The following is a 25,716-nucleotide window of genomic DNA, read 5'->3' on the forward strand; positions in this document are numbered from 1 at the left end:
CACAACCCGCTACGGGGGAGACTTACCCGAAATCTGATTTATTCAACAAAGCCGCAATATGGCTCAGGATCCGTTTTTCATCGCTGCGCGGTTGCACCACGGTTTCTTCTTGCTGGGCAAGGTGCCACTCGCCGTCAATATGTTTAAGCGTAAGTTGCTGTCTGGCGCTCACGCCTTTTTCATTACACCAGAATGCAATATCGTAGAGATAGCTGCCCGCTTGGTCGCGCAGACTCGCCAGGCCGAATAGCGAGCGATACTCCGCCATTAAAAGTGAAAACAGCTTGTCGTTATTACTGCCGGGATTGATTATCAATAGCGTGCAATTTTGAAATTTTGCCCATTTATTGATTTTTTCCAGCCACTGCAGCAGTTTCTCCGTCGGGATATTTTGCAGGGCGTTATGTGAACATTTAAGAATCAATAAAAAGCGGTCTGGATTGATGGAACACTGAATGTCGCGGGACAAATAGTATAGACTATCTGCTTCCGACGGCATGGAAAACAAGCGTACCGTCTGTGGACCGCGGTCTCGCTCAAGCGTAATAATTTGCTTCGGGTCTTCGCCCATACTAATGACAGCGACCCGGGAGTCCTTACCCTGCGCGGCAATTGTCTGGTTTACCAGACTGATAGCATCTTCATTACGATCCGAATTAACCCACCAGACTCCTCCGACTGGCATGTGGCGCAATTCGTCCCATAATGACTGGATGCCAATAGAAAATATGGAGTCCACGGTGTCCCTCTTTTCGTCTAATTTATCTGTATATCAGTTTACTAGCGAAAGCGTAGAAATAAACCTAACATTGAAATTAAAGAGCATCAGATTTAGCATGTAAATGAAATTTCACAGGGCAGGAAGCCTCGCGACTTCAGAGAGTAAAACGATACTCAAAGGGATGGAAAAAAATGGATAATAACGAACCCGGAACCCCAGTCGATTCGACCCTGGGTTACACATTCCAAAACGATTTTCTGGCGCTGACGCAGGCCTTTTCTTTACCTGAAATAGATTACACCGATATTTCCCAGCGGGAACAGTTGGCTGCGGCTATTAAACGTTGGCCGTTATTAGCTGAATTTACCCAACAACAATAAGGGAGCCATTGATGGCCATACTCGGATTACAGGGCGTCCGTGGTGGAGTGGGTACAACATCCGTTACCGCGGCGCTGGCGTGGTCATTACAGCTTTTAGGTGAATCGGTGCTGGTGATTGATGCCTGCGCCGACAATTTGCTGCGTATGTCATTTAACGTCGACTTTACCCGTACAGAGGGTTGGGCCCGCGCGTTGCTTGATGATAAAGACTGGCGTGATGCGGGTCTGCGTTACACCTCCCAGCTCGATCTCCTGCCGTTTGGTCAACTGACCACGACAGAGCGTGAGAATGAAGCCGCCTATCAGCGTTTATTTTCGCAATTCACACTCGCGCTGCAGAGCCTCAAAGAAAAAGGCCATTATCAGTGGATCCTGCTGGATCTGCCGCACGGTGCCGGCACGCTGACCCGACAGCTGATTGCCCAGTGCGACCACGTGCTCTCCATTGTGAACGTCGATGCTAATTGCCATATCCGTCTACATCAGCAGGGGTTGCCACAGAATAGCCATATCCTGATTAACGATTTACGCATTGGCAGCCAGATCCAGGACGATCTGTATCAGGTCTGGCTGCAAAGCCAGCGTCGTCTGCTGCCGATTGTGATCCATCGTGATGAGGGGATGGCGGAATGCCTCGCCTCCAAACAGCCACTTGGCGAGTATCGTAGCGATTCGCTGGCGGCAGAAGAGATCCTGACGCTGGCGAACTGGTGTCTGCTGCACTTCGCCCAAGAGGCGGATCCTGCCAGGGGTACGGTATGAGTCGACTCGCCAGCTGGTTACTCATCCCGCCGGTCAGTTCGCGTTTAAGCGACCATTACCGGCATTATCGCCGGCATGGCGCCTCGGCATTTAGCGCCGCGTTCGGCTGTTTCTGGATGATTCTGGCCTGGATGTTCATCCCCCTCGAGCACCCCCGCTGGCAGCGCATTCGTGCGCGACACAGTGAATTGTATCCGCACATTAATCCTGACCGTCCACGGCCGTTAGATCCGGCGCGGTACATCATTCAGGCCATCTGGCTGGTGGTTACGTCGCCGCGGCAGGAGAAAAAGACGCCGCACTGGCGCAGCTTCAGCCGGGTCCAGCTTTTACGCGAACGCTATCATCAGTGGCTGGACAGGCTGCCTGACCGCGTGGGCGATAAGACCAGCCATCTGGATAACCATAAAGAACTCGGGCATCTGCACCCGGGTTTACGGCGTTTTATTCTGGGCGTGATTGTTGTCTTCTCGCTCATTCTGGCGCTGGTCTGTATCACGCAACCCTTTAACCCGCTGGCGCAGTTCACTTTCCTGATCCTGCTGTGGGGCGTGGCGCTGCTGGTGCGGCGTATACCGGGGCGCTTCTCCGCCCTGATGCTGATAGTGTTATCACTGACCGTCTCCTGCCGCTATATCTGGTGGCGTTATACCTCAACGCTGAACTGGGATGATCCGGTTAGTCTGGTATGCGGTCTGGTGCTGCTGTTTGCTGAAACGTACGCCTGGATCGTGCTGGTGTTGGGCTATTTCCAGGTGATCTGGCCGCTCAACCGCCAGCCGGTTCCGCTGCCAAAAGATACGTCGCAGTGGCCGACTGTCGATCTCTTTGTGCCGACCTATAACGAAGATCTGAGCGTGGTGAAAAATACCATTTACGCCGCGCTGGGTATCGACTGGCCCAAAGATAAGCTCAAAATCTGGATCCTGGATGACGGCGGTCGGGCCGCGTTCCGTGAGTTCGCGCAAGAGGTGGGCGTTGAGTATATCGCCCGCACCTCTCACGAACATGCCAAAGCCGGGAACATCAACAACGCGCTGAAGTATGCGACAGGGGAGTTTGTCTCCATCTTTGACTGCGACCACGTGCCGACGCGCTCGTTCCTGCAGATGACGATGGGCTGGTTCCTGAAAGAGAAAGCGCTGGCGATGATGCAGACGCCGCACCATTTCTTCTCGCCGGATCCGTTTGAACGTAACCTCGGCCGTTTCCGTAAGACCCCGAACGAAGGCACGCTGTTCTATGGCCTGGTGCAGGACGGCAACGACATGTGGGATGCGACCTTCTTCTGCGGTTCCTGTGCGGTTATCCGCCGTAAACCGCTGGATGAAATTGGCGGCATCGCGGTTGAAACGGTTACCGAAGATGCCCATACCTCGCTACGCCTGCACCGTCGCGGCTATACCTCGGCCTATATGCGTATCCCTCAGGCGGCCGGTCTGGCGACGGAATCCCTGTCGGCGCATATCGGCCAGCGTATTCGCTGGGCGCGCGGGATGGTACAGATTTTCCGTCTTGATAACCCGCTGTTGGGTAAAGGCCTCAAGCTGGCGCAACGTCTGTGCTACGTCAACGCCATGTTCCACTTCTTATCCGGTATTCCGCGGCTGATCTTCCTGACCGCGCCGCTGGCGTTCCTGCTTCTTCACGCCTATATCATCTACGCGCCCGCGCTGATGATTGCGCTGTTTGTTCTGCCGCACATGATCCACGCGAGCCTGACCAACTCGAAGATTCAGGGCAAGTATCGCCACTCATTCTGGAGTGAAATCTACGAAACGGTGCTGGCCTGGTACATCGCGCCGCCAACGATGGTGGCGCTGATTAACCCGCATAAAGGCAAGTTTAACGTCACCGCGAAGGGTGGCCTGGTGGAAGAGGAGTATGTCGACTGGGTGATCTCCCGTCCGTACATCTTCCTGGTGCTGCTGAACATTGTGGGGGTAATTGCCGGTATCTGGCGCTACTTCTACGGTCCGGAAAACGAAATCCTGACGGTGTTCGTCAGTATGGCATGGGTATTTTACAACCTGATTATCCTTGGCGGCGCAGTGGCGGTGTCAGTGGAAAGCAAGCAGGTACGTCGCGCGCATCGTGTTGAAATCAGCATGCCTGCGGCGATAGCCCGTGAAGATGGTCATCTCTTCTCCTGTACCGTTCATGACTTCTCCGACGGTGGTCTGGGTATCAAAATCAACGGACAGGCGAAGGTGCTGGAAGGGCAGAAGGTTAACCTGTTGCTTAAGCGTGGCCAGCAGGAGTATGTCTTCCCGACACAGGTTGTGCGTGTGGCAGGCAATGAAGTGGGTCTGCAGCTGATGCCGCTGACCAGGAAGCAACATATTGATTTTGTGCAGTGTACGTTTGCCCGCGCGGATACGTGGGCTCTCTGGCAGGACAGCTTCCCGGAAGATAAACCTCTGGAAAGCCTGCTGGATATTCTGAAGCTGGGGTTCCGTGGCTATCGTCACCTTGCAGAATTTGCCCCGTCGTCGGTGAAAATAATTTTCCGGTCACTTACTTCGCTGGTTTCCTGGGTCGTGTCGTTCATTCCTCGTCGTCCTGAGCGGGATGAGGCGAAGCAGGCGGACCCGGTTATGGCTCAACAATGATGATAACGCGATGAAAACAAAACTTTCCTGGTTATGTGCAGTGGCAATGGGGATGAGTACGCTCCCCGCAACAATGGCTAACGCAGCGCCTGATAACGCCGCGGCCACGCCTGCTCCAACGGTGCCTGTGGTGTCGCAAGCGACCGAACCGGTTGTCACCGCGGCGCCCGGTCAAACAGAAAATCTCGTTCCCAACCAGCCGACAGCGGGAAATACCCTGCCGGCCGACGCGCAGGTTGTGGGGCAGGTGATGCCGGGCGTTCCGGGGGCTAATGCGCCTGTTGTCACGGAGAATGCCCCGTCGCGGGACGTGAAGCTCACCTTTGCGCAGATTGCGCCGCCTCCGGGCAGCATGGTGCTGCGCGGCGTCAATCCTAAAGGCGGCGTTGAGTTTGGTATGCGCAGCGATGAGGTTGTGTCGAAGGCGGTGCTGAACCTGGAATATACCCCTTCTCCTTCGCTGCTGCCGACCCAGTCTCAGTTGAAGGTCTATCTGAATGACGAGCTGATGGACGTGCTGCCGGTCACCAAAGAGCAGTTGGGTAAGAAAACCCTGGCTCAGGTGCCGATCAACCCGCTGTTTATCACCGACTTTAACCGTATCCGTCTGGAATTCGTGGGCCATTACCGTGACGTGTGCGAAAACCCGGCCAGCAACACGCTGTGGATGGATGTCGGGCGTAACTCATCGCTGCAGATGACCTACCAGTCGCTGGCGCTGAAAAACGATCTCTCCGCGTTCCCGGTGCCGTTCTTCGATCCGCGTGATAATCGCCCGTTAAACCTGCCGATGGTCTTTGCGTCCTCACCGGACGTCACGGAGCAACTGGCAGCGACCATCGTGGCCTCCTGGTTCGGCTCCCGTTCCGGCTGGCGCGGGCAGAATTTCCCGGTTATGTATGACAAGATCCCTGACAGAAATGCCATCATCTTTGCGACCAACGCGAAGCGTCCTGCTTTCCTGCGTGAGCACCCGGATGTCAAAGCGCCGACCATTGAGATGATAAGCCACCCGGATAACCCGTATGTGAAGCTGCTGGTGGTTTTCGGGCGTGATGAGAAAGACCTGGTGCAGGCGGCAAAAGCGATTGCGCAGGGGAATATCCTGTTCCGCGGCAGCAGCGTAATTGTCGATGAGGTCAAGCCGCTGCTGGCACGTAAACCTTATGACGCGCCAAACTGGGTACGTACCGACCGCGCCGTCACCTTCGGCGAGCTGAAAACCTATGAAGAGCAGCTGCAGTCGACAGGGATTGAGCCGTCTCCTGTCAGCCTGTCGCTGAACCTGCCGCCGGACCTGTATCTGCTGCGCACCACCGGTATCGATATGAACATGAACTATCGTTACACCGCGCCGTCAACCAAAGACAGTTCGCGCATGGATATCAGCCTGAATAACCAGTTCCTTCAGTCGTTTAATTTGGTGAGTAATCAGGAAACGAACCGTCTGCTGCTGCGTTTGCCGGTACTGCAGGGGCTGCTGGATGGTAAAACCGATGTCTCCATCCCGGCGCTGAAGCTCGGGGCGGTAAACCAGCTGCGCTTTGATTTCCAGTACATGAATCCAATGCCGGGCGGTTCGGTGGACAACTGCATCACCTTCCAGCCGGTGCAGAACCACGTCGTGATTGGCGATGAATCGACCATCGACTTCTCGAAGTACTATCACTTCCTCGCCATGCCGGATCTGCGGGCATTTGCTAACGCGGGCTTCCCGTTCAGCCGTATGGCGGACCTGTCTGAATCCATTGTTGTGATGCCAAAAGCGCCAAATGAAGGGCAGGTGACGACTCTGCTGGACACCATGGCGACCGTAGGCGCGCAAACGGGCCTGCCGGCGATTAACGTTACCCTGACGGATGATGGCGCTCAAATTCAGAACAAGGATGCGGACATCATGGTGATCGGTTCCATCCCGAATAAGCTGAAGGATGAGAAGCGTATCGATCTGCTGGTTCAGGCAGCCCAGTCCTGGGTTAACACGCCGCTGCGTCAGACCGAGTTCCCGAGCATCATGCCGGATATCAACGATCGTAAAGCCAGCGCGCAGACGGCTGTCACGTCTCAGGGGGCGATGGCGGCCGTGGTCGGCTTCCAGTCACCGTACAACGATCAGCGTAGCGTGATTGCCCTGCTCGCAGACAGCCCGCGTGGCTACGAACTGCTCAACAGTGCGATGAACGACAGCGGTAAACGTGCCGCGATGTTCGGCTCTGTGTCGGTGATCCGTGAGTCGGGCGTGAACAGCCTGCGCGTAGGCGATGTGTACTATGTGGGGCATCTGCCATGGTTCGAACGTCTGTGGTATGCGCTCTCTAACCATCCGATTCTGCTCGCTATCCTGGCCGCCGTCAGCGTGGTGCTGCTGGCCTGGGTGCTGTGGCGTCTGCTGCGTATCATCAGCCGTCGTCGCCTGAATCCGGATCATGAGTAAGATGTGATGAAAGCCTTTCGCTGGTGTGTCATTGCGTTGATGCTGGCAGCGGCGCCTCTGCGCGCCGCCTGTACCTGGCCTGCCTGGGAGAAATTTAAACAGGATTACATCAGCGAGGGCGGGCGGGTCATTGATCCCAGCGACACGCGTAAAATCACTACCTCGGAAGGGCAAAGCTACGCGCTGTTCTTTGCCCTCGCCGCGAATGACCGTAAAGCGTTCGACAAGGTGCTGGCATGGACGCGGGATAACCTTGCCGGGGGGCATCTCGACGACACGCTTCCCGCCTGGTTATGGGGACAAAAAGACAAAGACACCTGGGCGGTTATCGATACCAATTCCGCCTCGGATGCCGATATCTGGATCGCCTGGTCCCTGCTTGAAGCGGGGCGGTTATGGAAAGACGCTGACTATACCCGTACGGGCAAGGCGCTACTCGAGCGCATCGCCCGCGAAGAAGTGGTGAAAGTACCTGGCCTCGGTCTGATGCTGCTGCCCGGTAAAGTTGGCTTTGTCGATGAGAACGCCTGGCGTTTTAATCCCAGCTATCTTCCTCCACAGCTCGCAAGCTACTTCACGCGTTTTGGCGCCCCGTGGACCACCCTGCGTGAGACCAATCTGCGCTTGCTGCTGGAGAGTGCGCCGAAAGGTTTTTCGCCGGACTGGGTGCAATACCAGAAAAACAAAGGCTGGCGGTTACAACAGGAGCCGCCGCTGGTGGGGGGATATGACGCCATCCGCGTCTATCTCTGGGTGGGGATGATGAACGATAACGATCCTCAAAAAGCCCGGCTGCTGGCGCGCTTCAGGCCGATGGCCACCACTACAACAAAACAGGGTGTACCACCGGAAAAAGTGAATGTGGTGAGTGGAGCACGCACGGGCAATGGCCCGGTCGGCTTCTCTGCCGCCATGCTGCCTTTTTTACAACAGCGTGATGCGCAGGCCGTCCAGCGCCAGCGCGTGGCTGACCACTTTCCTGATAATAATGCTTACTACAGTTATGTACTGACTCTCTTTGGACAAGGATGGGATCAGCATCGTTTTCGTTTCACCACAAAAGGTGAATTAATACCGGATTGGGGCCAGGAATGCGCAAGTTCACAGTAAATCTACTCAGTTTATCGCTTGGCCTGGCGCTGATGCCGCTGGCTCAGGCCGTCAACTCTCCACAGCAGCAACAACTGCTGGAACAGGTGCGCCTGGGGGAATCGACGCAGCGTGAAGATTTGGTGCGTCAGTCGCTCTATCGTCTTGAGCTGATCGACCCGAACAACCCTGACGTTATTGCGGCACGTTTTCGCTATCTGCTTCGTCAGGGCGACAACGCCGGCGCGCAAAAAGAGCTGGATAGACTGAAAGGGATCGCCCCCGGTTCCAGCGCGTACCAGTCCTCGCGCAACACGATGCTGCTTTCCACGCCGGATGGCCGCCAGCAGTTACAGCAGGCTCGCTTACTCGCCACGACAGGCCATACCCAGGAAGCGATTGCCGCCTATGACAAGCTGTTCGACGGCAACCCGCCGGGCGGCGACGTGGCAACAGAATACTGGAATGTGGTGGCGAAAGATCCCGCCCGCCGCAATGCGGCCATTAATCAACTGAAAAAGATTAACAGCAGCAGCCCCGGCAATACGCAGCTGCAGTCGACGCTGGCCCAGCTGCTGTTCCAGACCGGGCGCCGTGATGAAGGCTTTGCGGTGCTGCAGGAGATGGCTAAATCCAGCAATGGCCGCAGCCAGGCGTCGGATATGTGGTATGCGCAGATCAAAGACCAGCCTGTCAGCAATGCCAGCGTCTCCGCGCTGCAAAAGTACCTGAGCGTATTCAGTGACGGTGAGAACGTAACCGCAGCGCGTTCACAGCTTGAAGCGCAGCAAAAACAGCTCGCCGATCCAACTTTCCGTGCGAAAGCACAAGGCCTGGCGGCAGTGGATGCCGGACAGGGTGATAAGGCGGTGGCGGAACTGCAAAAGGCGGTCAGCGCAAACCATGCCGACAGCGAAGCCATTGGCGCGCTGGGCCAGGCATACTCCCAGAAAGGCGACCGTGCTCGCGCGGTGGCACAGTTTGAAAAGGCGATCGCCCTCGATCCGCAGAGCGATAACCGCGGCAAATGGGACAGCTTGCTGAAGGTGAACCGTTACTGGCTGCTGATCCAGCAGGGGGATGCGGCGCTGAAAGCGAATAACCCGGCACAGGCGGAGCGCTATTATCAACAGGCGCGCACTATCGACAATAGCGACAGTTATGCGGTGCTGGGGCTGGGTGATGCCGCAGCGGCACGTAAAGATAACGACGCCGCCGAGCGCTATTATCGGCAGGCATTACGCATGGACAGCGGCAACAGTAACGCGGTCCGCGGACTGGCCAATATTTATCGCGCACAGTCACCGGAGAAAGCCTCGCAGTTTATCCAGTCGCTCTCCGCCAGCCAGCGTCGCAGCATTGATGATATTGAACGTAGCCTGACCAACGAACAGCTCTCCGCCCAGGCCGAGCAGCTGGAGAACCAGGGCAAATACGCCCAGGCCGCCGAGGTTCAGCGTCGTCGTCTGGCGCTCTCTCCAGGCGACGTGTGGATCACCTATCGCCTGTCGCGCGATCTCTACAGCGCAGGCCAGCGCAGTCAGGCAGATACCCTGATGCGTCAGCTTGCCAGCCAGAAACCGACCGACCCGGATCAGGTGTATGCCAACGGGCTCTATCTTTCCGGTAACGACCAGGATCGTGCCGCGCTGGCCCATCTGGAGACGCTGCCGCGCAGCCAGTGGAACGGCAATATTCAGGAGCTTGCCGACCGCCTGCAAAGTAATCAGGTGCTCGAAACCGCCAATCGCCTGCGCGACAGTGGCAAAGAGCAGGAGGCGGAAAATCTTCTTCGTCAGCAACCTGCTTCTACCCGTATCGATTTAACCCTGGCGGATTGGGCGCAGCAGCGGGGAGATCTCAGTGCAGCAAAAACGGCATACAGCGGCGTGTTGCAGCGCGAGCCACAAAACGAAGATGCGATCCTCGGCCTGACCGAAATCTACAGTGCGCAGGGCGACAAAGACGCTGCGCGTGCCGAACTGGCGAAACTGCCTGCGACGCAAAATGGCCAGCCGTTGTCGCTCAACATGCAGCGCCGCATCGCGATGGCGCAGGCGGGGCTGGGTGATTCTGCTGCCGCAGAAAAGACGTTCAACAGCATCATTCCGCAGGCAAAATCACAGCCTGCATCAATGGAAAACGCGCTGGTGCTGCGTGATGCGGCACGTTTTCAGACGCAAAATGGCCAGCCTCAGCAGGCGCTGGAGACCTATAAAGATGCCATGGTCTCCTCTGGCATCACCACCACCCGTCCGGCAGACAATGACACCTTTACGCGCCTGACGCGTAACGACGAAAAAGATGACTGGCTGAAGCGCGGCGTGCGTAGCGATGCCGGTGATTTGTATCGCCAGCAGGATGTTAACGTTACGCTGCAGCACGACTACTGGGGATCCAGCGGTACCGGCGGCTACTCCGACCTGAAAGCCCACACCACTATGCTGCAGGTGGATGCGCCGCTCTCTGATGGACGGATGTTCTTCCGCAGCGATCTGGTCAATATGGATGCCGGTTCGTTTGCCACCAACAACGGCACCTACGATCCCAAATGGGGGACCTGTGCCGAAACGCCATGTCGCGGCAACACCAGTCAGACGTCAAACGGCGCAAGCGTGGCCGTGGGCTGGCAGAATAAAACCTGGGCATGGGATATCGGCACCACGCCAATGGGCTTTGACGTGGTGGATGTGGTCGGCGGGGTGAGCTATAGCAACGATCTCGGTCCTATCGGCTACACCATTAACGCCCACCGTCGCCCGATCTCCAGCTCTCTGCTGGCCTTTGCCGGGCAAAAAGACACCAATACCGGCACCACCTGGGGCGGCGTGCGCGCCACCGGCGGTGGCGTGAGCATCAGCTACGATAAAGGCGAGGCGAACGGCATCTGGTCAAGCCTGAACGCGGAATCGCTGACCGGGAAAAATGTAGAGGATAACTGGCGCGTCCGCTGGATGACCGGTTACTACTACAAGCTGATTAATAAAAACAACGAGCGCCTGACTATCGGTGTCTCTAACATGCTCTGGCACTACGATAAAGATCTGAGCGGCTATACCCTGGGTCAGGGCGGCTATTATAGCCCGCAGGAATATGTCTCCTTTGCGCTGCCGGTCACCTGGCGTAAACGCACGGAGAACTGGTCCTGGGAGCTGGGCGGGTCTGTCTCATGGTCTCACTCCAAAACCAACGATGTGCTGCGCTATCCCCTTCAGGGACTCATTCCCGTCGATGAGCCAGGCCGCTACACCGACAGGGGGGCGATGGAAACCGGCAGCAGCTCCTCAGGCACCGGTTATACCGCGCGGGCCATTGTCGAGCGCCGGGTCACGTCCAACTGGTTTGTGGGTCTTGGCGTGGATATTCAGGAAGCGAAAGACTATACCCCAAGCCATGCGCTGCTCTATGTACGCTACTCCGCCGCAGGCTGGCAGGGTGATATGGACTTACCGCCACAGCCGCTCATTCCCTACGCGGACTGGTAATCGGATTTTACTTAATCCATTTGTAAGTCTCTCTTAAAAGTGCGGCGATCGGGTATACTCAGGCGCGCCAGGTTTACACCCTGGTGCGCCCTGCGCTTCGAGTTCTGTGGAGAGTCATTTTGCGTGTCAGCCGTTCCTTAACGATCAAACAGATGGCGATGGTTTCTGCTGTCACCTTGCTGTTTGTACTGCTATTTTGCGTCATTTTGCTGTTTCATTCCGTACAGCAGAATCGCTATAACACGGCTTCGCAATTAGAAAGTATTGCCCGCTCGGTGCGTGGCCCGCTTTCGGCTTCTATTCTGAAAGGCGATATTCCCGAAGCGGAAACCATTTTAAAACGTATTCACCCTGCGGGCGTCGTCAGCCGCGCAGACGTGGTGCTGCCAAACCAGTTCCAGGCGCTGCGGATGAGTTTTATCCCCGAACGTCCCGTCCCGATGATGGTGATGCGCCTGTTTGAACTGCCGGTACAAATTTCGCTACCCATCTACTCGCTTGAACGCCCTGCGAATCCGCAGCCGCTGGCTTATCTTGTTCTGCAGGCGGACTCGTACCGCATGTATAAATTCGTCATGAGCTGGTTTATTACGTTAGTGACCACTTGCTTACTTATGACGCTGATACTGAGCGTGGCGCTGACCTGGTGCATTAACCGGCTGATTGTCCACCCGCTGCGGCGTATCGCCCGGGAGCTGAACGCGCTTTCTCCCCAGGAGCAGATGGGTCATCAGCTTGAGCTGCCCCGCCTGCATCATGACGATGAGATCGGCATGCTGGTGCGCAGCTACAACCTCAACCAGCAGCGCATTCAGCGTCAGCAGGATGAACTGAACAGTAGCGCCACCCGTTTTCCGGTGTCGGAGCTTCCTAATAAAGCGTTCCTGATGGCGATGCTGGAGCAGACCGTGGCGCGCCAGCAGACCACGGCGCTGATGGTCATCGCCTGTGAAACCCTGCAGGATACCGCTGGGGTGCTCAAGGAGAGCCAGCGTGAAATGCTGTTACTGACGCTGGTCGAAAAGGTTAAATCGGTGCTTGCTCCACGTATGGTGCTGACTCAGGTCAGCGGTTATGACCTGGTGGTGATTGCGAACGGCGTGGAAGAGCCGTGGCATGCGATCACGTTAGGTCAGCAAGTACTCACTGTCATTAATGAGCGGCTGCCCATTCAGGGTATTCAGCTTCGCCCCAGCGCCAGTATCGGGATTGCCATGTTCTATGGCGATCTGACCGCGGAGCAGCTCTATCGTCGCGCCTTCTCGGCGGCATTCACCGCCCGTCGCAAAGGGAAAAACCAGATCCAGTTCTTCGACCCGGATCAGATGGAAAAGGCGCAGCAGCGTCTGACGGAAGAGAGCGACATCCTCACCGCGCTGGATAACCACCAGTTTGCCCTCTGGCTCCAGCCGCAGGTCAATTTGCTGACGGGTGAAGTGGAAAGCGCGGAAGCGCTGTTGCGCGTGAAACAGCCGGATGGCAGCTGGGAGCTGCCGGAAGGGTTAATCGAACGTATTGAGTCCTGTGGTCTGATGGTCACGGTGGGCTACTGGGTGCTTGAGGAGTCATGCCGCCAGCTTGCCGCCTGGCAGGAGCGTGGTGTCAACCTGCCGCTGTCGGTCAATCTCTCTGCCCTGCAGTTGATGCATCCCACTATGGTCTCGGAGATGCTGGAGCTCATCAATCGCTACCGGATCCAGCCGGATACGCTGATTCTGGAAGTGACGGAAAGCCGTCGTATTGACGACCCGAATGAGGCGGTCGCGATCCTCAAACCGCTGCGCAACGCCGGTATCCGCATCGCGTTGGATGATTTTGGCATGGGCTATGCCGGACTGCGTCAGCTTCAGCACATGAAAACGCTGCCGGTGGATGTCCTGAAAATCGACAAAGCGTTTGTCGATGGGCTGCCGGAAGACAGCAGCATGGTGCAAGCCATTATTCAGATGGCGCGTAGTCTCAACCTGAATCTGATTGCTGAGGGTATCGAAACGGAAGCGCAGCGCCGCTGGCTTGCTGAGGCGGGTGTCGGGAAAGGCCAGGGCTTCCTGTTTGCCCGTGCCGTCCCGTCGGATGTCTTTGAACAACGGTACCTTTCCGGCGCTGGCAATAACGCAAAAGTGTAATTTTGTTGCTGGCTTGTGCGAGCCAGCTCAAAGTTCTTAACATTTGTGTTTCAAATTTGAACTGAGTTTATTTCTGTCCTGTTATGCGGGTGTTATTTTAGAGCCGCAGGTTAACCATAACCTTACAAAGCCTGTGGTTTTTCTTCCCAAGGACATTCTATGAAAACCTCACTCTTCAAAAGTCTTTATTTCCAGGTCCTGACAGCCATCGCAATCGGTATTTTACTGGGTCACTACTACCCGGAACTAGGTGCGCAAATGAAACCGCTTGGCGACGCGTTCGTTAAGCTCATTAAAATGGTCATCGCCCCGGTGATCTTCTGTACGGTGGTAACCGGTATCGCTGGCATGGAAAGCATGAAGGCGGTAGGGCGTACCGGTGCAGTGGCGCTGCTTTATTTCGAAGTGGTCAGCACCCTGGCACTGATTATCGGTCTGATCATTGTTAATGTGGTGCAGCCTGGCGCTGGCATGAACGTCGACCCGTCGACGCTGGATGCCAAAGCGGTGGCGGTTTACGCTGAGCAGGCGAAAGATCAGGGCGTGGTCGCCTTCCTGCTGGACGTCATTCCCGGCAGCGTGATCGGGGCGTTTGCCAGCGGAAACATTCTGCAGGTGCTGCTGTTCGCCGTCATGTTTGGTTTTGCCCTGCATCGTCTGGGCAGCAAAGGCCAGCTGATCTTTAACGTCATTGAAAGCTTCTCGCAGGTCATCTTTGGCATCATCAATATGATCATGCGCCTGGCGCCGATTGGTGCCTTCGGGGCAATGGCGTTCACCATCGGCAAATACGGCGTCGGCACGCTGGTACAGCTCGGCCAGCTGATTATCTGCTTCTATATCACCTGTATTCTGTTTGTGGTGGTGGTGCTGGGTTCGATTGCCCGCGCGGCCGGTTTCAGCATCTTCAAATTTATCCGCTATATCCGCGAAGAGCTGCTGATTGTGCTGGGAACCTCCTCCTCTGAGTCGGCGCTGCCGCGCATGCTCGATAAGATGGAGAAGCTGGGTTGTCGTAAATCGGTGGTGGGGCTGGTGATCCCGACAGGGTACTCCTTTAACCTCGACGGTACCTCGATATACCTGACCATGGCGGCAGTGTTTATTGCACAGGCAACCAACAGCCATATGGATATCTTCCATCAGATCACCCTTCTGGTGGTGCTGCTGCTCTCGTCGAAAGGGGCTGCGGGCGTAACGGGCAGTGGCTTTATCGTGCTGGCGGCGACCATTTCCGCTGTGGGACATCTGCCGGTGGCCGGTCTGGCGTTGATTCTCGGTATTGACCGCTTTATGTCTGAAGCGCGTGCGTTAACCAACCTGGTGGGTAACGGCGTGGCTACGGTTGTGGTGGCAAAATGGGTTAAAGAGCTGGATCACAAAAAGCTCGACGATACGCTGAATAATCGCTCTTCTGATAGCAAAAACCCGGGTTTATCCTCCTGATTTTCCGCTAAATTCCCGCATTCCCTTGTCGGAATGCGGGCTCCTGCGCATAATGACTGTTCGTACCTGTCATAATTCGACAAGATTTTTTTTGGGTATATTGCACTTCTCACCGTGACGTTTTGCAGAACGCGCGGTCTAATCGACGTGTTTTCATCGTCATCTTTTAGAGTGAAGCGCGTCGCGAGACACTCTTTTTAACCAGGAATGTTGATCAGGGGTTCACATGCAGGGCACAAAAATTCGACTCTTAACCGGCGGTTTGCTGATGATGGCAGCAGCCAGTTATGTGCAGGCAGATGCGCTCCAGCCAGACCCGGCATGGCAACAAGGGACCCTGGCGAATGGTTTTCAGTGGCAGGTGTTAGCCACGCCGCAGCGTCCCAGCGATCGTATTGAGATCCGTCTGTCTGTGAATACCGGCTCCCTCACTGAAAGCACCCAGCAGACCGGCTTTAGCCATTTTATTCCCCGACTGGCGCTCACCCAGAGCGGCAGTTTACAGGCTGTTCAGGTGCGTTCGCTCTGGCAGCAGGGCATTGACCCGAAGCGCCCATTGCCGCCGGCCGTCGTCTCGTATGACTACACCATGTTTAACCTGAGCCTGCCGAATAACCGTAACGATCTGCTCAAAGAAGCCCTTACGTATCTCTCCGATGCCACTGGCAATCTGGCGATCACGCCGGAAACCGTTAACTATGCGCTGAGCAACAGCGATATGGTGGCGACCTGGCCTGCGGATACCAAAGAGGGCTGGTGGCGTTATCGCCTGAAAGGCTCAGCGCTGCTTGGGCACGATCCGGCAGAGCCGCTGAAACAGCCGGTCGATGCCGAACAGGTAAAATCGTTCTATCAGAAATGGTACACCCCGGACGCGATGACGCTGATCGTGGTCGGGAATGTGGATAGCCGCGCGGTGGTTGAGCAGATCAACAAAGCCTTCGGCGAGCTGAAAGGCAAGCGTGAAACGCCTGCTCCTGTCCCGACGCTCTCCCCGCTGCGGACGGAGCCAGTCAGCATCTCCACTGATGCCGTGCGTCAGGACCGGCTCTCCATGATGTGGGATACCGCCTGGCAGCCTATCCGCGAATCCGCCGCGCTGCTGCGCTACTGGCGTGCGGATCTGACGCGTGAGGCGTTGTTCTGGCACGTTCAGCAGAGCCTCAGTAAGAACAGCGTGAAGAACATTGCGCTGGGCTTCGACTGCCGGGTGCTGTTCCAGCGCGCCCAGTGCGCCATTAATATCGAATCGCCTGGCGATAAGCTGAATGCCAATCTGGGCGTGGTGGCGAAAGAGCTGGCAAAAGTGCGCAAAGAGGGCCTGTCTGAAGAAGAGTTCAACGCGCTGGTCGCGCAGAAAAAGCTGGAACTGCAGAAGCTGTTTGCCACCTATGCCCGCGCCGATACGGATATCCTGATCAGCCAGCGTATTCGCTCCTTGCAGAATCAGGTGGTGGACATCGCGCCGGAACAGTACCAGAAGCTCCGTCAGGACTTCCTGAATGGGCTGACCGTCGATATGTTAAATCAGGATTTACGTCAGCAGCTGTCGCAGGATATGGGATTAGTCCTTCTGCAGCCGAAAGGCGAGCCGGAATACAACATGAAGGAGCTGCAGGCGACATGGGATTCAATCATGACCGCCGCGCCGCAACCTCCACAGGCGGCAACGTCTGATGATCTGCATCAGGACGCGACGGATATTCCACAGGGGCAGTAATCTTAAAAAATTCCCTCTCCCGGTGGGAGAGGGTCAGGGTGAGGGCATCAGCCCGCACCTTATTTAAGCAGGCATCGCCTCACGCGGAATAATCGCCCCGCGATACTGGATCACCGTGCTGGCCGTCAGGTGCCCGCGCTGTGCAGCCGCTTCAGGCGTGCCGCCCGTCAGGCGCACCGCCAGATAGCCCGCGCTGAAGGAATCACCCGCCGCCGTAGTATCCACCACTTTGTCCTTCGCCAGTTTCACCGCCGGGACGTCAATCACCGCCTCACCTGCTACGGCCACCAGGCACGATGCCGCGCCGCGCTTAATCACCACTTCGCTCACGCCAGCAGCCTGGGTGCGCGCAATAACCTCATCAACAGGCTTCTCGCCCCACAGGGCATCTTCGTCGTCGAGCGTCAGGAACGCGATGTCGGTGCACTGCAGCATCTGCTGGTAAACCTGCTGCGTCTCTTCACGGCTGGCCCACAGGCGCGGACGGTAGTTGTTATCAAAAATGACCTTCCCGCCATTGGCGCGGCATTCGCGCAGCAGCGACAGCAGCTTTTCACGACTGGTCGGGCTTAAGATGGCGAGGCTAATCCCGCTCAGATAGAGATAATCAAACGTCGCCAGCGTTTCGCAAATGGCGGCTGCGTCGTCGCTTTCCAGCCAGTATTTGGCCGCGGCTTCGTTTCGCCAGTAGTAGAAGGTGCGCTCGCCGGTATCATCGGTTTCAATGTAATACAAACCCGGCAGGCGGTTTTCCATGCGCTGAATCAGCGAGGTATCAATGTGTTCGCTCTGCCAGGCGTCCAGCATTTGCTGGCTGAAACTGTCCGTACCCAGTGCGGTGACGTAGTTCACGGTGAGGGCCTCCGGCGGCACCTGACGGGCAATATACACGGAGGTGTTTAAGGTATCGCCACCAAAACCGCGGCTAACGTCCGCGCCTTTTTGTGACAGCTCAATCATGCATTCGCCAATAACGGCAATTTTTTTGGACATAATCATGAACCTGAACAGAGTATTTAAAAGCAGTGTGCGCTGTGTGAATTATCAGGTCAACTATATTAAAACATCGTTCCATTATTTTTTTTTGAACCAGCGCGTGTTCCTGTTCATTTCTGTCATCTTAATTTCATTTTCCCGGTGAATTGAACATAAAGTTCTCAATTATCGCGCCGATAACCCAGTGACGAGTCCAGAAAGGCCATCCCAACAACAGGACATCTGAAATGAAGTCAGAGCAGGTTATCCAGCGGCTGAGCACTACGCCTGAGGCAAGTATTGAGAACTTGCAGGAGCATCGCTACTGGCTGCAATGTGAGCGTGTGTATACCTACCAGCCGATCTATCGTACCGACGGTCGACTGATGGCGATTGAAATTTTGACGGTCGTTACGCACCCTTCTAACCCTTCACAGCGTATCGCGCCGGACCGCTATTTTGCCGAAGTCGCCGTGCGCCAGCGCCTGGACGTGCTGGAAGAGCAGTTGCGCATGCTGGAAACGAAAAAGGCCTTTTTCGAACAGCACGATATTCTGGCCTCGGTCAACGTGGATGGCCCAACCCTGCTGGCGCTGCGCCAGAACGCGAAGTTGCAGGAGCTTATCGCCACCCTGCCGTGGATGCGCTTTGAACTGGTAGAGCATGTCCGCCTGCCGCAGGAATCCTCCTTTGCCTCGATGTGTGAATTTGGCCCCCTGTGGCTGGATGACTTTGGCACCGGCATGGCGAACTTCTCCGCCCTCAGCGAAGTGCGTTACGACTACATCAAAGTGGCCCGCGATCTGTTCATTATGCTGCGCCAGACCCCGGAAGGGCGGAATCTGTTTACGCTGTTATTACAGCTGATGAACCGCTATTGCAAAGGCGTCATTGTGGAAGGTGTGGAAACGCTGGAAGAGTGGCGCGATGTGCAAAACTCACCCGCCGCCGCCGCGCAAGGCTATTACCTCTCACGTCCGGTGCCCATGGATACCCTCGACGGTGTGATAACCAACCTCTGAACCGCCCGTTTCCCTTTGTCTGGACTATAGTTTTACAGGACAGGTCATCAGGAAAAGGGGATCAAAATGACTAAAACAACCAGGGTAATCTCCTGGACAGCAGGGATTTTCTTGTTGTTGATTGTGGTCGCTATCATCATTATTGCGACATTCGACTGGAACCGTCTTAAGCCGACCATCAACCAGAAAGTCTCAACTGAACTGAACCGCCCCTTCGCGATACGCGGTGATTTGGGCGTGGTCTGGGAGCGTCAGAAAGAAGAGACCGGCTGGCGAAGCTGGATCCCCTGGCCGCACGTTCACGCCGACGACATCGTTCTGGGCAATCCGCCGGATATTCCTGCCGTCACCATGGTGCATCTTCCGCGGGTTGAAGCCACGCTGGCGCCGTTAGCGCTTCTGACAAAAACCGTCTACCTGCCGTGGATCAAGCTTCAGCAGCCCGATGCACGCCTGATCCGTCTCTCGGAAAAAAACAATAACTGGACCTTTAACCTCGCCAGCAGCGGCGAGAAAGATCCCAATGCCCAGCCCTCTTCGTGGTCATTCCGTCTCGATAATATTCTGTTCGATCGCGGGCGGATCGCCATCGACGATAAAGTCAGCAAGGCCGACGTGGAGATCCTGGTCGATCCGCTGGGTAAGCCGCTGCCGTTCAGTGAAGTGACCGGCACCAAAGCGAAAGGGGATAACGCCAGCGCGGGCGATTACGTTTTCGGCCTGCGGGCCACCGGGCGCTACAACGGACAGCCACTGACCGGCACCGGTAAAATTGGCGGCATGCTGGCGCTGCGAAGCGCAGGCACCCCGTTCCCGGTGCAGGCGGACTTCCGCTCCGGCAACACGCGAGTCGCCTTTACCGGCACGGTCAACGATCCAATGAACATGGGCGGGGTCGATCTGCGGCTGAAGTTCGCCGGAGATTCGCTGGGCGAACTGTATGAACTCACCGGCGTGCTGCTGCCGGATACGCCGCCGTTTGAGACGGACGGGTATTTGGTGGCCAAACTCGATACGGAAAAATCGTCTGTCTTTGACTATCGGGATTTCAACGGCCGTATCGGCGACAGCGATATCCACGGTACGCTGACCTACACCACCGGCAAACCGCGTCCGAAACTGGAAGGGGATGTGGAGTCCCGCCAGCTGAGGCTTGCCGATTTGGGCCCTCTGATCGGCGTTGATTCCGGCAAAGGCACGAAGTCGAAAGAGGTCAAAAAAGACCTTCAGCCCGCGGGGAAAGTGCTGCCCTACGATCGCTTTGAAACCGACAAGTGGGATGTAATGGATGCGGATGTGCGCTTCAAAGGGCGAAAAATCGAGCACGGCAGCACGCTGCCGATCAGCAACCTCTCAACCCATATTCTGCTTAAAAATGCCGACCTGCGTCTGCAGCCGCTGAAGTTTGGCATGGCGGGCGGAACCATCTCCTCGAACATTCATCTTGAAGGCGATAAAAAGCCGATGCAGGGTAGGGCTGATATACAGGCGCGCAGGCTTAAGCTGAAAGAGCTGATGCCCAACGTGGAGCTGATGCAGAAGACCCTCGGTGAAATGAACGGTGACGCGGACATTCGCGGGGTGGGGAACTCCGTGGCGGCGCTGCTCGGGAGCAGTAACGGCAACCTCAAGCTACTGATGAACGACGGGCTGGTGAGCCGCAACCTGATGGAGATCCTGGGGCTGAACGTCGGGAACTACATCATCGGGCAGATCTTTGGTGACGATGAGGTGCGGGTGAACTGCGCGGCGGCGAATCTGGATCTGGTTAACGGCGTGGCGCGGCCGCAGATTTTTGCCTTCGACACGGAAAACGCGGTAATCAACGTGACCGGGACCGCCAGCATGGCCTCTGAGCAGCTTGATTTAACCATCGATCCGGAAAGCAAAGGGATCCGTATCATCACCCTGCGCTCGCCGCTCTACGTGCGCGGCACTTTCAAAAATCCGCAGGCGGGGGTAAAACCCGGGCCACTGATTGCACGCGGTGCGGTGGCGGCAGCGCTCGCAACGCTGGTCACGCCAGCCGCGGCGCTGCTGGCGTTGATTTCGCCATCAGAAGGGGAAGCCAATCAGTGCCGGACGATTTTGTCACAGATGAAGAGGTAAGGTGCGGTCTGTATTTGCCGGGTGGCGGCTACGCCTTACCCGGCCTACGATTCAAATGTAGGCCGGGTAAGCGCAGCGCCACCCGGCATTAGCTTAAAGCGCCTGATGCTTAGTCTCGTGCGTCAGCAGCAGCGCAATCAGCGTCAGTGCCGCCATGGCCGCCAGATACACGCCCACGTAGAACAGGCCATAATTTGCCTGCAGCCAGGTGGCGATATACGGCGCAACGGATGCTCCCAGAATCGACGAGACGTTATAGGAGAACGACGCGCCGGTATAACGCACTTCCGTCGGGAACAGCTCCGGCAGCAGCGCGCCCATCGGGCCGAAGGTTAATCCCATCAGGCTCAGACCAATCAGCAGATACGCCATCACCAGCGCCGGGCTGCCCGAGCCTAACAGCGGCGGGAAGATAAACAGGGCGAACAGAATGATAAGCGTCGTGATGGTGATCATGCTGGAGCGACGGCCAAATTTATCCGCCAGCAGGCCGGCAATCGGCACCATGACGCCAAACCCAATCACCGCCATCATCAGCATCCACAGCACTTCGTTACGCGGCAGACCCAGCCCAACCGGCGCGGCAGCGGTGCTGAACGTCATGGAGTAGACGGTCATGATATAGAACAGCGTATAGGTAGCCAGCATGATAAAGGTGCCCAGCACGGTCACGCGGACATGTTTGGTCAGCAGCGTGCCCAGCGGCACTTTTACCTGTTTTTTTGCCGCCGCCACTTTCGCGAACACCGGCGTTTCGTGCAGAGAAACGCGAACATACAGACCAATCAGCACCAGCACGGCCGAGAAGACGAACGGAATACGCCAGCCCCAGCTCATGAACTGCTCGTCGGTCAGCAGCCAGGAGAGCAGCAGGAAGGTGCCGTTCGCAAAGAAGAAGCCAATCGGTGCGCCAAGCTGCGGGAAGGAGCCATACAGCGCCCGTTTACGCGCCGGGGCGTTCTCGGTCGCCAGCAGTGCCGCGCCGCCCCATTCACCGCCCAGACCCAGACCCTGACCAAAACGCGCCAGCGCCAGCAGCACCGGTGCCAGAATGCCAATGGTCTCGTAGGTGGGCAGCAGGCCGATGGCGACGGTAGAAATACCCATCGTCAGCAACGAGGCCACAAGCGTCACTTTACGCCCGATGCGATCGCCAAAATGACCAAACAGCGCAGAGCCAATCGGACGCGCGACGAAGGCGATAGCAAAGGTTGCCAGAGACTGTAGCGTGGCCGCCGTCGGGTCGCCCTGCGGGAAGAAAATATGCGGGAAGACGATGACCGCCGCGGTGGCGTAAATGTAAAAGTCGAAGAACTCGATGGCGGTGCCAATCAGCGAGGCGACGACAACTTTATTGCGTGAGTTGACCGGAACGTTTTCGCTCCCGGAATCGAGTGTTGTGGCGGTTGCTTGCATAATATTTTCTTATTTTATGTCGGACGAAAGGCCATATTACGCACAGCAAAAGCGACATTTCAATCTGTAACAAAGCCGCGAACCGGTGATAAAAGCAACAAAAAGCGGATAATGTTCAGGCCAGCCAAAACACTTCCATGAAATGCTTCACAGATTTTAAATATCAGTGGATAAAACTGGTTTTCAGTTAAATAAAAGTTACGGACTGGATATATATGCTGAAATGATGAATCGGGCTGAAACTTTCAGCCCGAAAGGGGGAATTAGCGGTGGGTTTTCCCCGGCATGCGCGTGTCGCCTTTGTATTCGGCGGTAGCAATCCACGCCGCGCAGAACAGCGTCAGGCGGGCAAAGAAGTAGAAGAACGCCATCAGCCCCAGAACGGAGCCAAACGCGGCGCCAGAAGGGGATTTCACCAGTGACGGCAGGGTATAAGTCATCACGATTTTAATCACCTCAAAGCCTATCGCCGCGAGTAGTGTTCCGCGGATCAGCGCTTTTTTGCGCGGACGATGACGCGGCAAGCGCCAGAAGATCCAGAAGAACAGCAGGTAGTTGGCGAAAATGGAAATCGCCAGCCCAATGCCGCGCCACGCAGGCTTGAGCCAGTCGATGTAATCAAGATAGAGCGCGGAGATAATCATCTGCTGCGCGGAACCGGCGACCGAGGTGATGGAGAGCGTGACGACCAGCGCCACCAGCAGACCAATCAGCGAAACAAAATCGCGGAAATACTTAACCCAAATTTTCTCCTGATCCTGAGGCTTACGCTCCCATACCTCGCGCGACTGGGCGCGAATGGCCTCGCGCAGGTTACCCATCCAGTTCACACCGGAATAGAGCGCAATCAGCAAACCGACAATACCCACCGTGGTGCGCTGCTGCACGGCAGTATTGATGGTGCTTTTTAGCGTGGTGGCGAGGGTCGGGTCACTGACGTTATCCAGGATCTTATTGAAAATATCCTGCAGCAGCGTCGGATGAGACGCGAGCACAAAACCGGCTGCCGCGAACGAGACCATCAGGATCGGGATCATCGACAAAAAGGAAAAATAGGTAATCGCTGCACCAAACTGATTTCCCATCCGGTCGTTGAAACGTTCCGCGGCGCGTATCAGGTGCGCAATCACGGGGATCTGCTGAACTCTCTCTGCCAGCGTAGTGACCGTCCCCAGCGCTTTGCTGGCTTTGCCGGGTGTGCTGGGCTCTTCGGGCCCGGTCTCCATCTTCTTGATGGGATCATAATCTAATTGTTGAGTCGGTCGTTGCGGGTTATTTTCCGGCGTCACGCGTTTTTTCCTTTTCGTTGAGCTGGATGTCATTGAATTATAGCTTGCGACTAATCCACGTAAGCTTTTGTGATTTCCGTAAGCCACTCCATAAACAGGTGTACCCGACGGGAAAGGTTACGGCGGTGGGGGTAAATCAGGGAAACCGGCATGGGTTCAGCCCGGTATTGCGGCAGCACTTCTATCAGCTTTTTCGTGCGCAGAGAATCACGAACGCCCACGCGGGGAACCTGGATAATACCCAGCCCGGTGATGCAGGCGGCATGGTACGTCTCGGTACTGTTGACCGTTAAGACGCCGCCCGTTTTAACCCACTGGGTCGTACTGCCGTTATAAAACTCAAAGCCCTGCGGGCGCGTGCCCAGCATCGCGGCGTAGTGGATTACCGCGTGTGAGGCCAAATCGTCCAGCGTTTCCGGATAACCAAACCGCGTCAGATAATCCGGGCTGGCGCAGTTGATAACCGTAAGCTTGCCCAGTGGGCGGGCGATAAGCCCGGAATCTTTCAGGGTGCCGACGCGCACCACGCAGTCGAACCCCTCGCGGATCACATCCACCAGACGATCGCTGCTGCTGAGCTCCAGTTCAATACCCGGATACTGCTGCAAAAACGCAGGCAGTTTGGGGATGACTAAATTTCGTGCAACCCCCACCGGCATATCGACGCGTAGCCGCCCGCTGATACTGGAGGGATCGTGCTGGAACATACCGTCCAGTTCATCAAGGTTCGCCAGCAGATCTTTTGCCCGTTCGTAATAGACCATGCCGTCCTGCGTGAGGCTGACGCGGCGCGTGGTGCGGTGCAGCAGCTGGGTGCCCAGGCGGTTTTCCAGCGCCTGAATCTGCCGCGACACGCTGCCTCTTGGCAGGGTCAACGTCTCCGCTGCGCGGGAAAAACTCTCCAGCTCCGCGACCCGAACAAACAACTGCATTGCGTTAATTTTATCCATCGGTAGCGCTCATTGTTGTTGTAAATGAAACAGTGAAGCGTTCTGTCACATCTTTATTGATCTTCTATCAGCTAATAAGCTCTTTCTCAATCTCCCTGACAACCGAAATGAGGTTTCTTATGACTGAACGTATCGCTTTAGTGACCGGTGGTAGCCGTGGTTTGGGTAAAAATGCGGCCCTGAAGCTGGCAGCAGAGGGAACAGGTATTGTCCTGACTTATCATCACAATCAGCAGGATGCGCTGGATGTTGTGCAAGAAATTCAGGGAAAAGGGGTAAACGCGGCGGCATTACAGCTTAACGTCGGAGATATCACCCATTTCGAACATTTTGCTCAACAGTTGCAGGAAACGCTCCGAACCGTCTGGCAGCGTGATACCTTTGATTATTTATTGAACAATGCCGGAACGGGTTTATACGCCCCCTATACCGAGACGACAGAAGCGCAGTTCGATGAGGTAATGAATGTACATTTAAAAGGGCCGTTTTTCCTGACCCAGCGCCTGCTGCCGTTGCTGAAAGATGGCGGACGGATCCTCAACGTCTCCAGCGGGCTGGCGCGTTTTACACAGCCAGGCTCCGCGACCTATGCGGCCATGAAAGGGGCGATGGAAGTACTGACCCGCTATCAGGCCAAAGAGCTGGGCGCACGCGGCATCTCCGTCAATATCATCGCGCCGGGGGCAATTGAGACCGATTTTGGCGGCGGACGCGTACGCGATGACGCGCAGCTTAATCAGTTGCTTGCGTCGCAAACCGCGCTGGGGCGTGTTGGCCTGCCGGATGATATTGGTGATGCCATCGCCGCGCTGCTCAGCGACAAACTGGGCTGGATGAATGCGCAACGTATTGAAGTGTCTGGTGGGATGTTCCTGTAATACGCCTCCTTAAGGGGACGGAACCCCTTAAGGAAATCCTTAAAAGAGATGTGTCCAGATACGGGCAGATATAAAGAACGGCGATGAATTTGTAACCTCTCCGTTCATTGAGTTTTTTCTCAAATAACGCCTCTATACAATCCCCCCTCGCTATTCTCAGAGGGAGAAAAACGATGCGAGTAATCATGTTTGACAGGCAGTCGATATTTATTCATGGAGCGATAAACAGTTTGCAGACGTTAATTCGACTTTGTTGAATAAATCGAACTTTTGCTGAGTTGAAGGATCAGATCACGCATC

General features: G+C 56.1%; 16 protein-coding genes and 2 pseudogenes. 13 read left to right on the top strand and 5 right to left on the bottom strand.

What is annotated here, in order from left to right; all coding sequences use genetic code 11:
• Positions 1-46: 46 nt before the first annotated feature.
• Positions 47-739: pseudogene (locus HX884_RS18400) on the bottom strand (BcsE family c-di-GMP-binding protein); the annotation flags it as partial.
• A 173-nt stretch (positions 740-912) separates the two neighbouring features.
• Between HX884_RS18400 and bcsR the strand changes: the two are divergent.
• The 9 genes from bcsR (at position 913) to HX884_RS18445 (ending at position 16,777) form a co-directional block, all read left to right on the top strand.
• Positions 913-1,101 (top strand): cellulose biosynthesis protein BcsR, encoded by a 189-nt coding sequence (gene bcsR / locus HX884_RS18405; RefSeq protein WP_013099220.1) that lies wholly within the window; start codon positions 913-915, stop codon positions 1,099-1,101.
• 11 nt (positions 1,102-1,112) lie between these two features.
• On the top strand, positions 1,113-1,865 hold the full coding sequence (gene bcsQ / locus HX884_RS18410; RefSeq protein ID WP_013099219.1) for a cellulose biosynthesis protein BcsQ: 753 nt from the start codon (positions 1,113-1,115) through the stop codon (positions 1,863-1,865).
• Positions 1,862-4,477, top strand: coding sequence for a UDP-forming cellulose synthase catalytic subunit (bcsA, locus tag HX884_RS18415; RefSeq protein ID WP_029883686.1), 2,616 nt, complete (start codon positions 1,862-1,864; stop codon positions 4,475-4,477). Before bcsQ ends, bcsA begins: the two co-directional genes overlap by 4 nt.
• 10 nt (positions 4,478-4,487) lie before the next feature.
• The gene (gene bcsB, locus HX884_RS18420; protein ID WP_178328587.1) at positions 4,488-6,911 is read left to right on the top strand and encodes a cellulose biosynthesis cyclic di-GMP-binding regulatory protein BcsB; all 2,424 of its coding nucleotides are present in this window, start codon (positions 4,488-4,490) and stop codon (positions 6,909-6,911) included.
• A 6-nt stretch (positions 6,912-6,917) separates the two neighbouring features.
• Entirely contained in the window at positions 6,918-8,021 is a 1,104-nt protein-coding gene (bcsZ, locus tag HX884_RS18425) for a cellulose synthase complex periplasmic endoglucanase BcsZ (RefSeq protein WP_178328592.1), read from the top strand.
• Positions 8,003-11,485, top strand: a complete 3,483-nt coding sequence (bcsC, locus tag HX884_RS18430) for a cellulose synthase complex outer membrane protein BcsC (protein ID WP_178328588.1) — start codon at positions 8,003-8,005, stop codon at positions 11,483-11,485. The genes bcsZ and bcsC overlap by 19 nt, the downstream gene beginning before the upstream one ends.
• 119 nt (positions 11,486-11,604) lie before the next feature.
• Positions 11,605-13,611, top strand: coding sequence for a biofilm formation regulator HmsP (gene hmsP, locus HX884_RS18435; RefSeq protein WP_178328589.1), 2,007 nt, complete (start codon positions 11,605-11,607; stop codon positions 13,609-13,611).
• Between the two features lie 159 nt (positions 13,612-13,770).
• A complete protein-coding gene (locus HX884_RS18440; protein WP_013099213.1) occupies positions 13,771-15,057 on the top strand; it encodes a dicarboxylate/amino acid:cation symporter in 1,287 nt (428 codons plus the stop codon).
• Positions 15,058-15,283: 226 nt separating this feature from the next.
• Positions 15,284-16,777: a pitrilysin family protein gene (locus tag HX884_RS18445; RefSeq protein WP_023620051.1), complete on the top strand. Its 1,494-nt coding sequence runs from the start codon at positions 15,284-15,286 to the stop codon at positions 16,775-16,777.
• 63 nt (positions 16,778-16,840) lie between these two features.
• Here HX884_RS18445 and HX884_RS18450 read toward each other — a convergent pair whose 3' ends face one another.
• Complete coding sequence (locus HX884_RS18450; RefSeq protein ID WP_013099211.1) at positions 16,841-17,770, bottom strand: sugar kinase; 930 nt, start codon at positions 17,768-17,770, stop codon at positions 16,841-16,843.
• 230 nt (positions 17,771-18,000) lie between these two features.
• Between HX884_RS18450 and pdeH the strand changes: the two genes are divergently transcribed.
• A complete protein-coding gene (gene pdeH / locus HX884_RS18455) occupies positions 18,001-18,774 on the top strand; it encodes a cyclic-guanylate-specific phosphodiesterase (protein WP_013099209.1) in 774 nt (257 codons plus the stop codon).
• Between the two features lie 66 nt (positions 18,775-18,840).
• Positions 18,841-20,883 carry an AsmA family protein gene (locus tag HX884_RS18460; protein WP_178328590.1) on the top strand — a complete coding sequence of 681 codons (2,043 nt, stop codon included), beginning with the start codon at positions 18,841-18,843 and terminating at the stop codon, positions 20,881-20,883.
• 93 nt (positions 20,884-20,976) lie between these two features.
• Here HX884_RS18460 and HX884_RS18465 read toward each other — a convergent pair whose 3' ends face one another.
• The 3 genes from HX884_RS18465 to HX884_RS18475 all read right to left on the bottom strand — a co-directional run bounded on the left by HX884_RS18465 (position 20,977) and on the right by HX884_RS18475 (position 24,538).
• A complete protein-coding gene (locus tag HX884_RS18465) occupies positions 20,977-22,299 on the bottom strand; it encodes an MFS transporter (protein WP_058650539.1) in 1,323 nt (440 codons plus the stop codon).
• Positions 22,300-22,562: 263 nt separating this feature from the next.
• On the bottom strand, positions 22,563-23,588 hold the full coding sequence (gene yhjD / locus HX884_RS18470; protein ID WP_095455440.1) for an inner membrane protein YhjD: 1,026 nt from the start codon (positions 23,586-23,588) through the stop codon (positions 22,563-22,565).
• 50 nt (positions 23,589-23,638) lie between these two features.
• Positions 23,639-24,538, bottom strand: a complete 900-nt coding sequence (locus HX884_RS18475) for a LysR family transcriptional regulator (protein WP_178328591.1) — start codon at positions 24,536-24,538, stop codon at positions 23,639-23,641.
• Positions 24,539-24,657: 119 nt separating this feature from the next.
• On the opposite strand from HX884_RS18475, the gene HX884_RS18480 reads away from it, so the two are divergent.
• Together HX884_RS18480 and HX884_RS27280 are read left to right on the top strand one after the other, a co-directional pair.
• Positions 24,658-25,416 carry an SDR family NAD(P)-dependent oxidoreductase gene (locus HX884_RS18480; RefSeq protein WP_020686105.1) on the top strand — a complete coding sequence of 253 codons (759 nt, stop codon included), beginning with the start codon at positions 24,658-24,660 and terminating at the stop codon, positions 25,414-25,416.
• 152 nt (positions 25,417-25,568) lie between these two features.
• Positions 25,569-25,661, top strand: a pseudogene (locus HX884_RS27280) (DNA-binding response regulator); the annotation flags it as partial.
• Positions 25,662-25,716: the final 55 nt, after the last annotated feature.

The sequence above is a fragment of the Enterobacter sp. SECR19-1250 genome (genome assembly GCF_013391025.1).
Taxonomy (GTDB): domain Bacteria; phylum Pseudomonadota; class Gammaproteobacteria; order Enterobacterales; family Enterobacteriaceae; genus Enterobacter; species Enterobacter cloacae.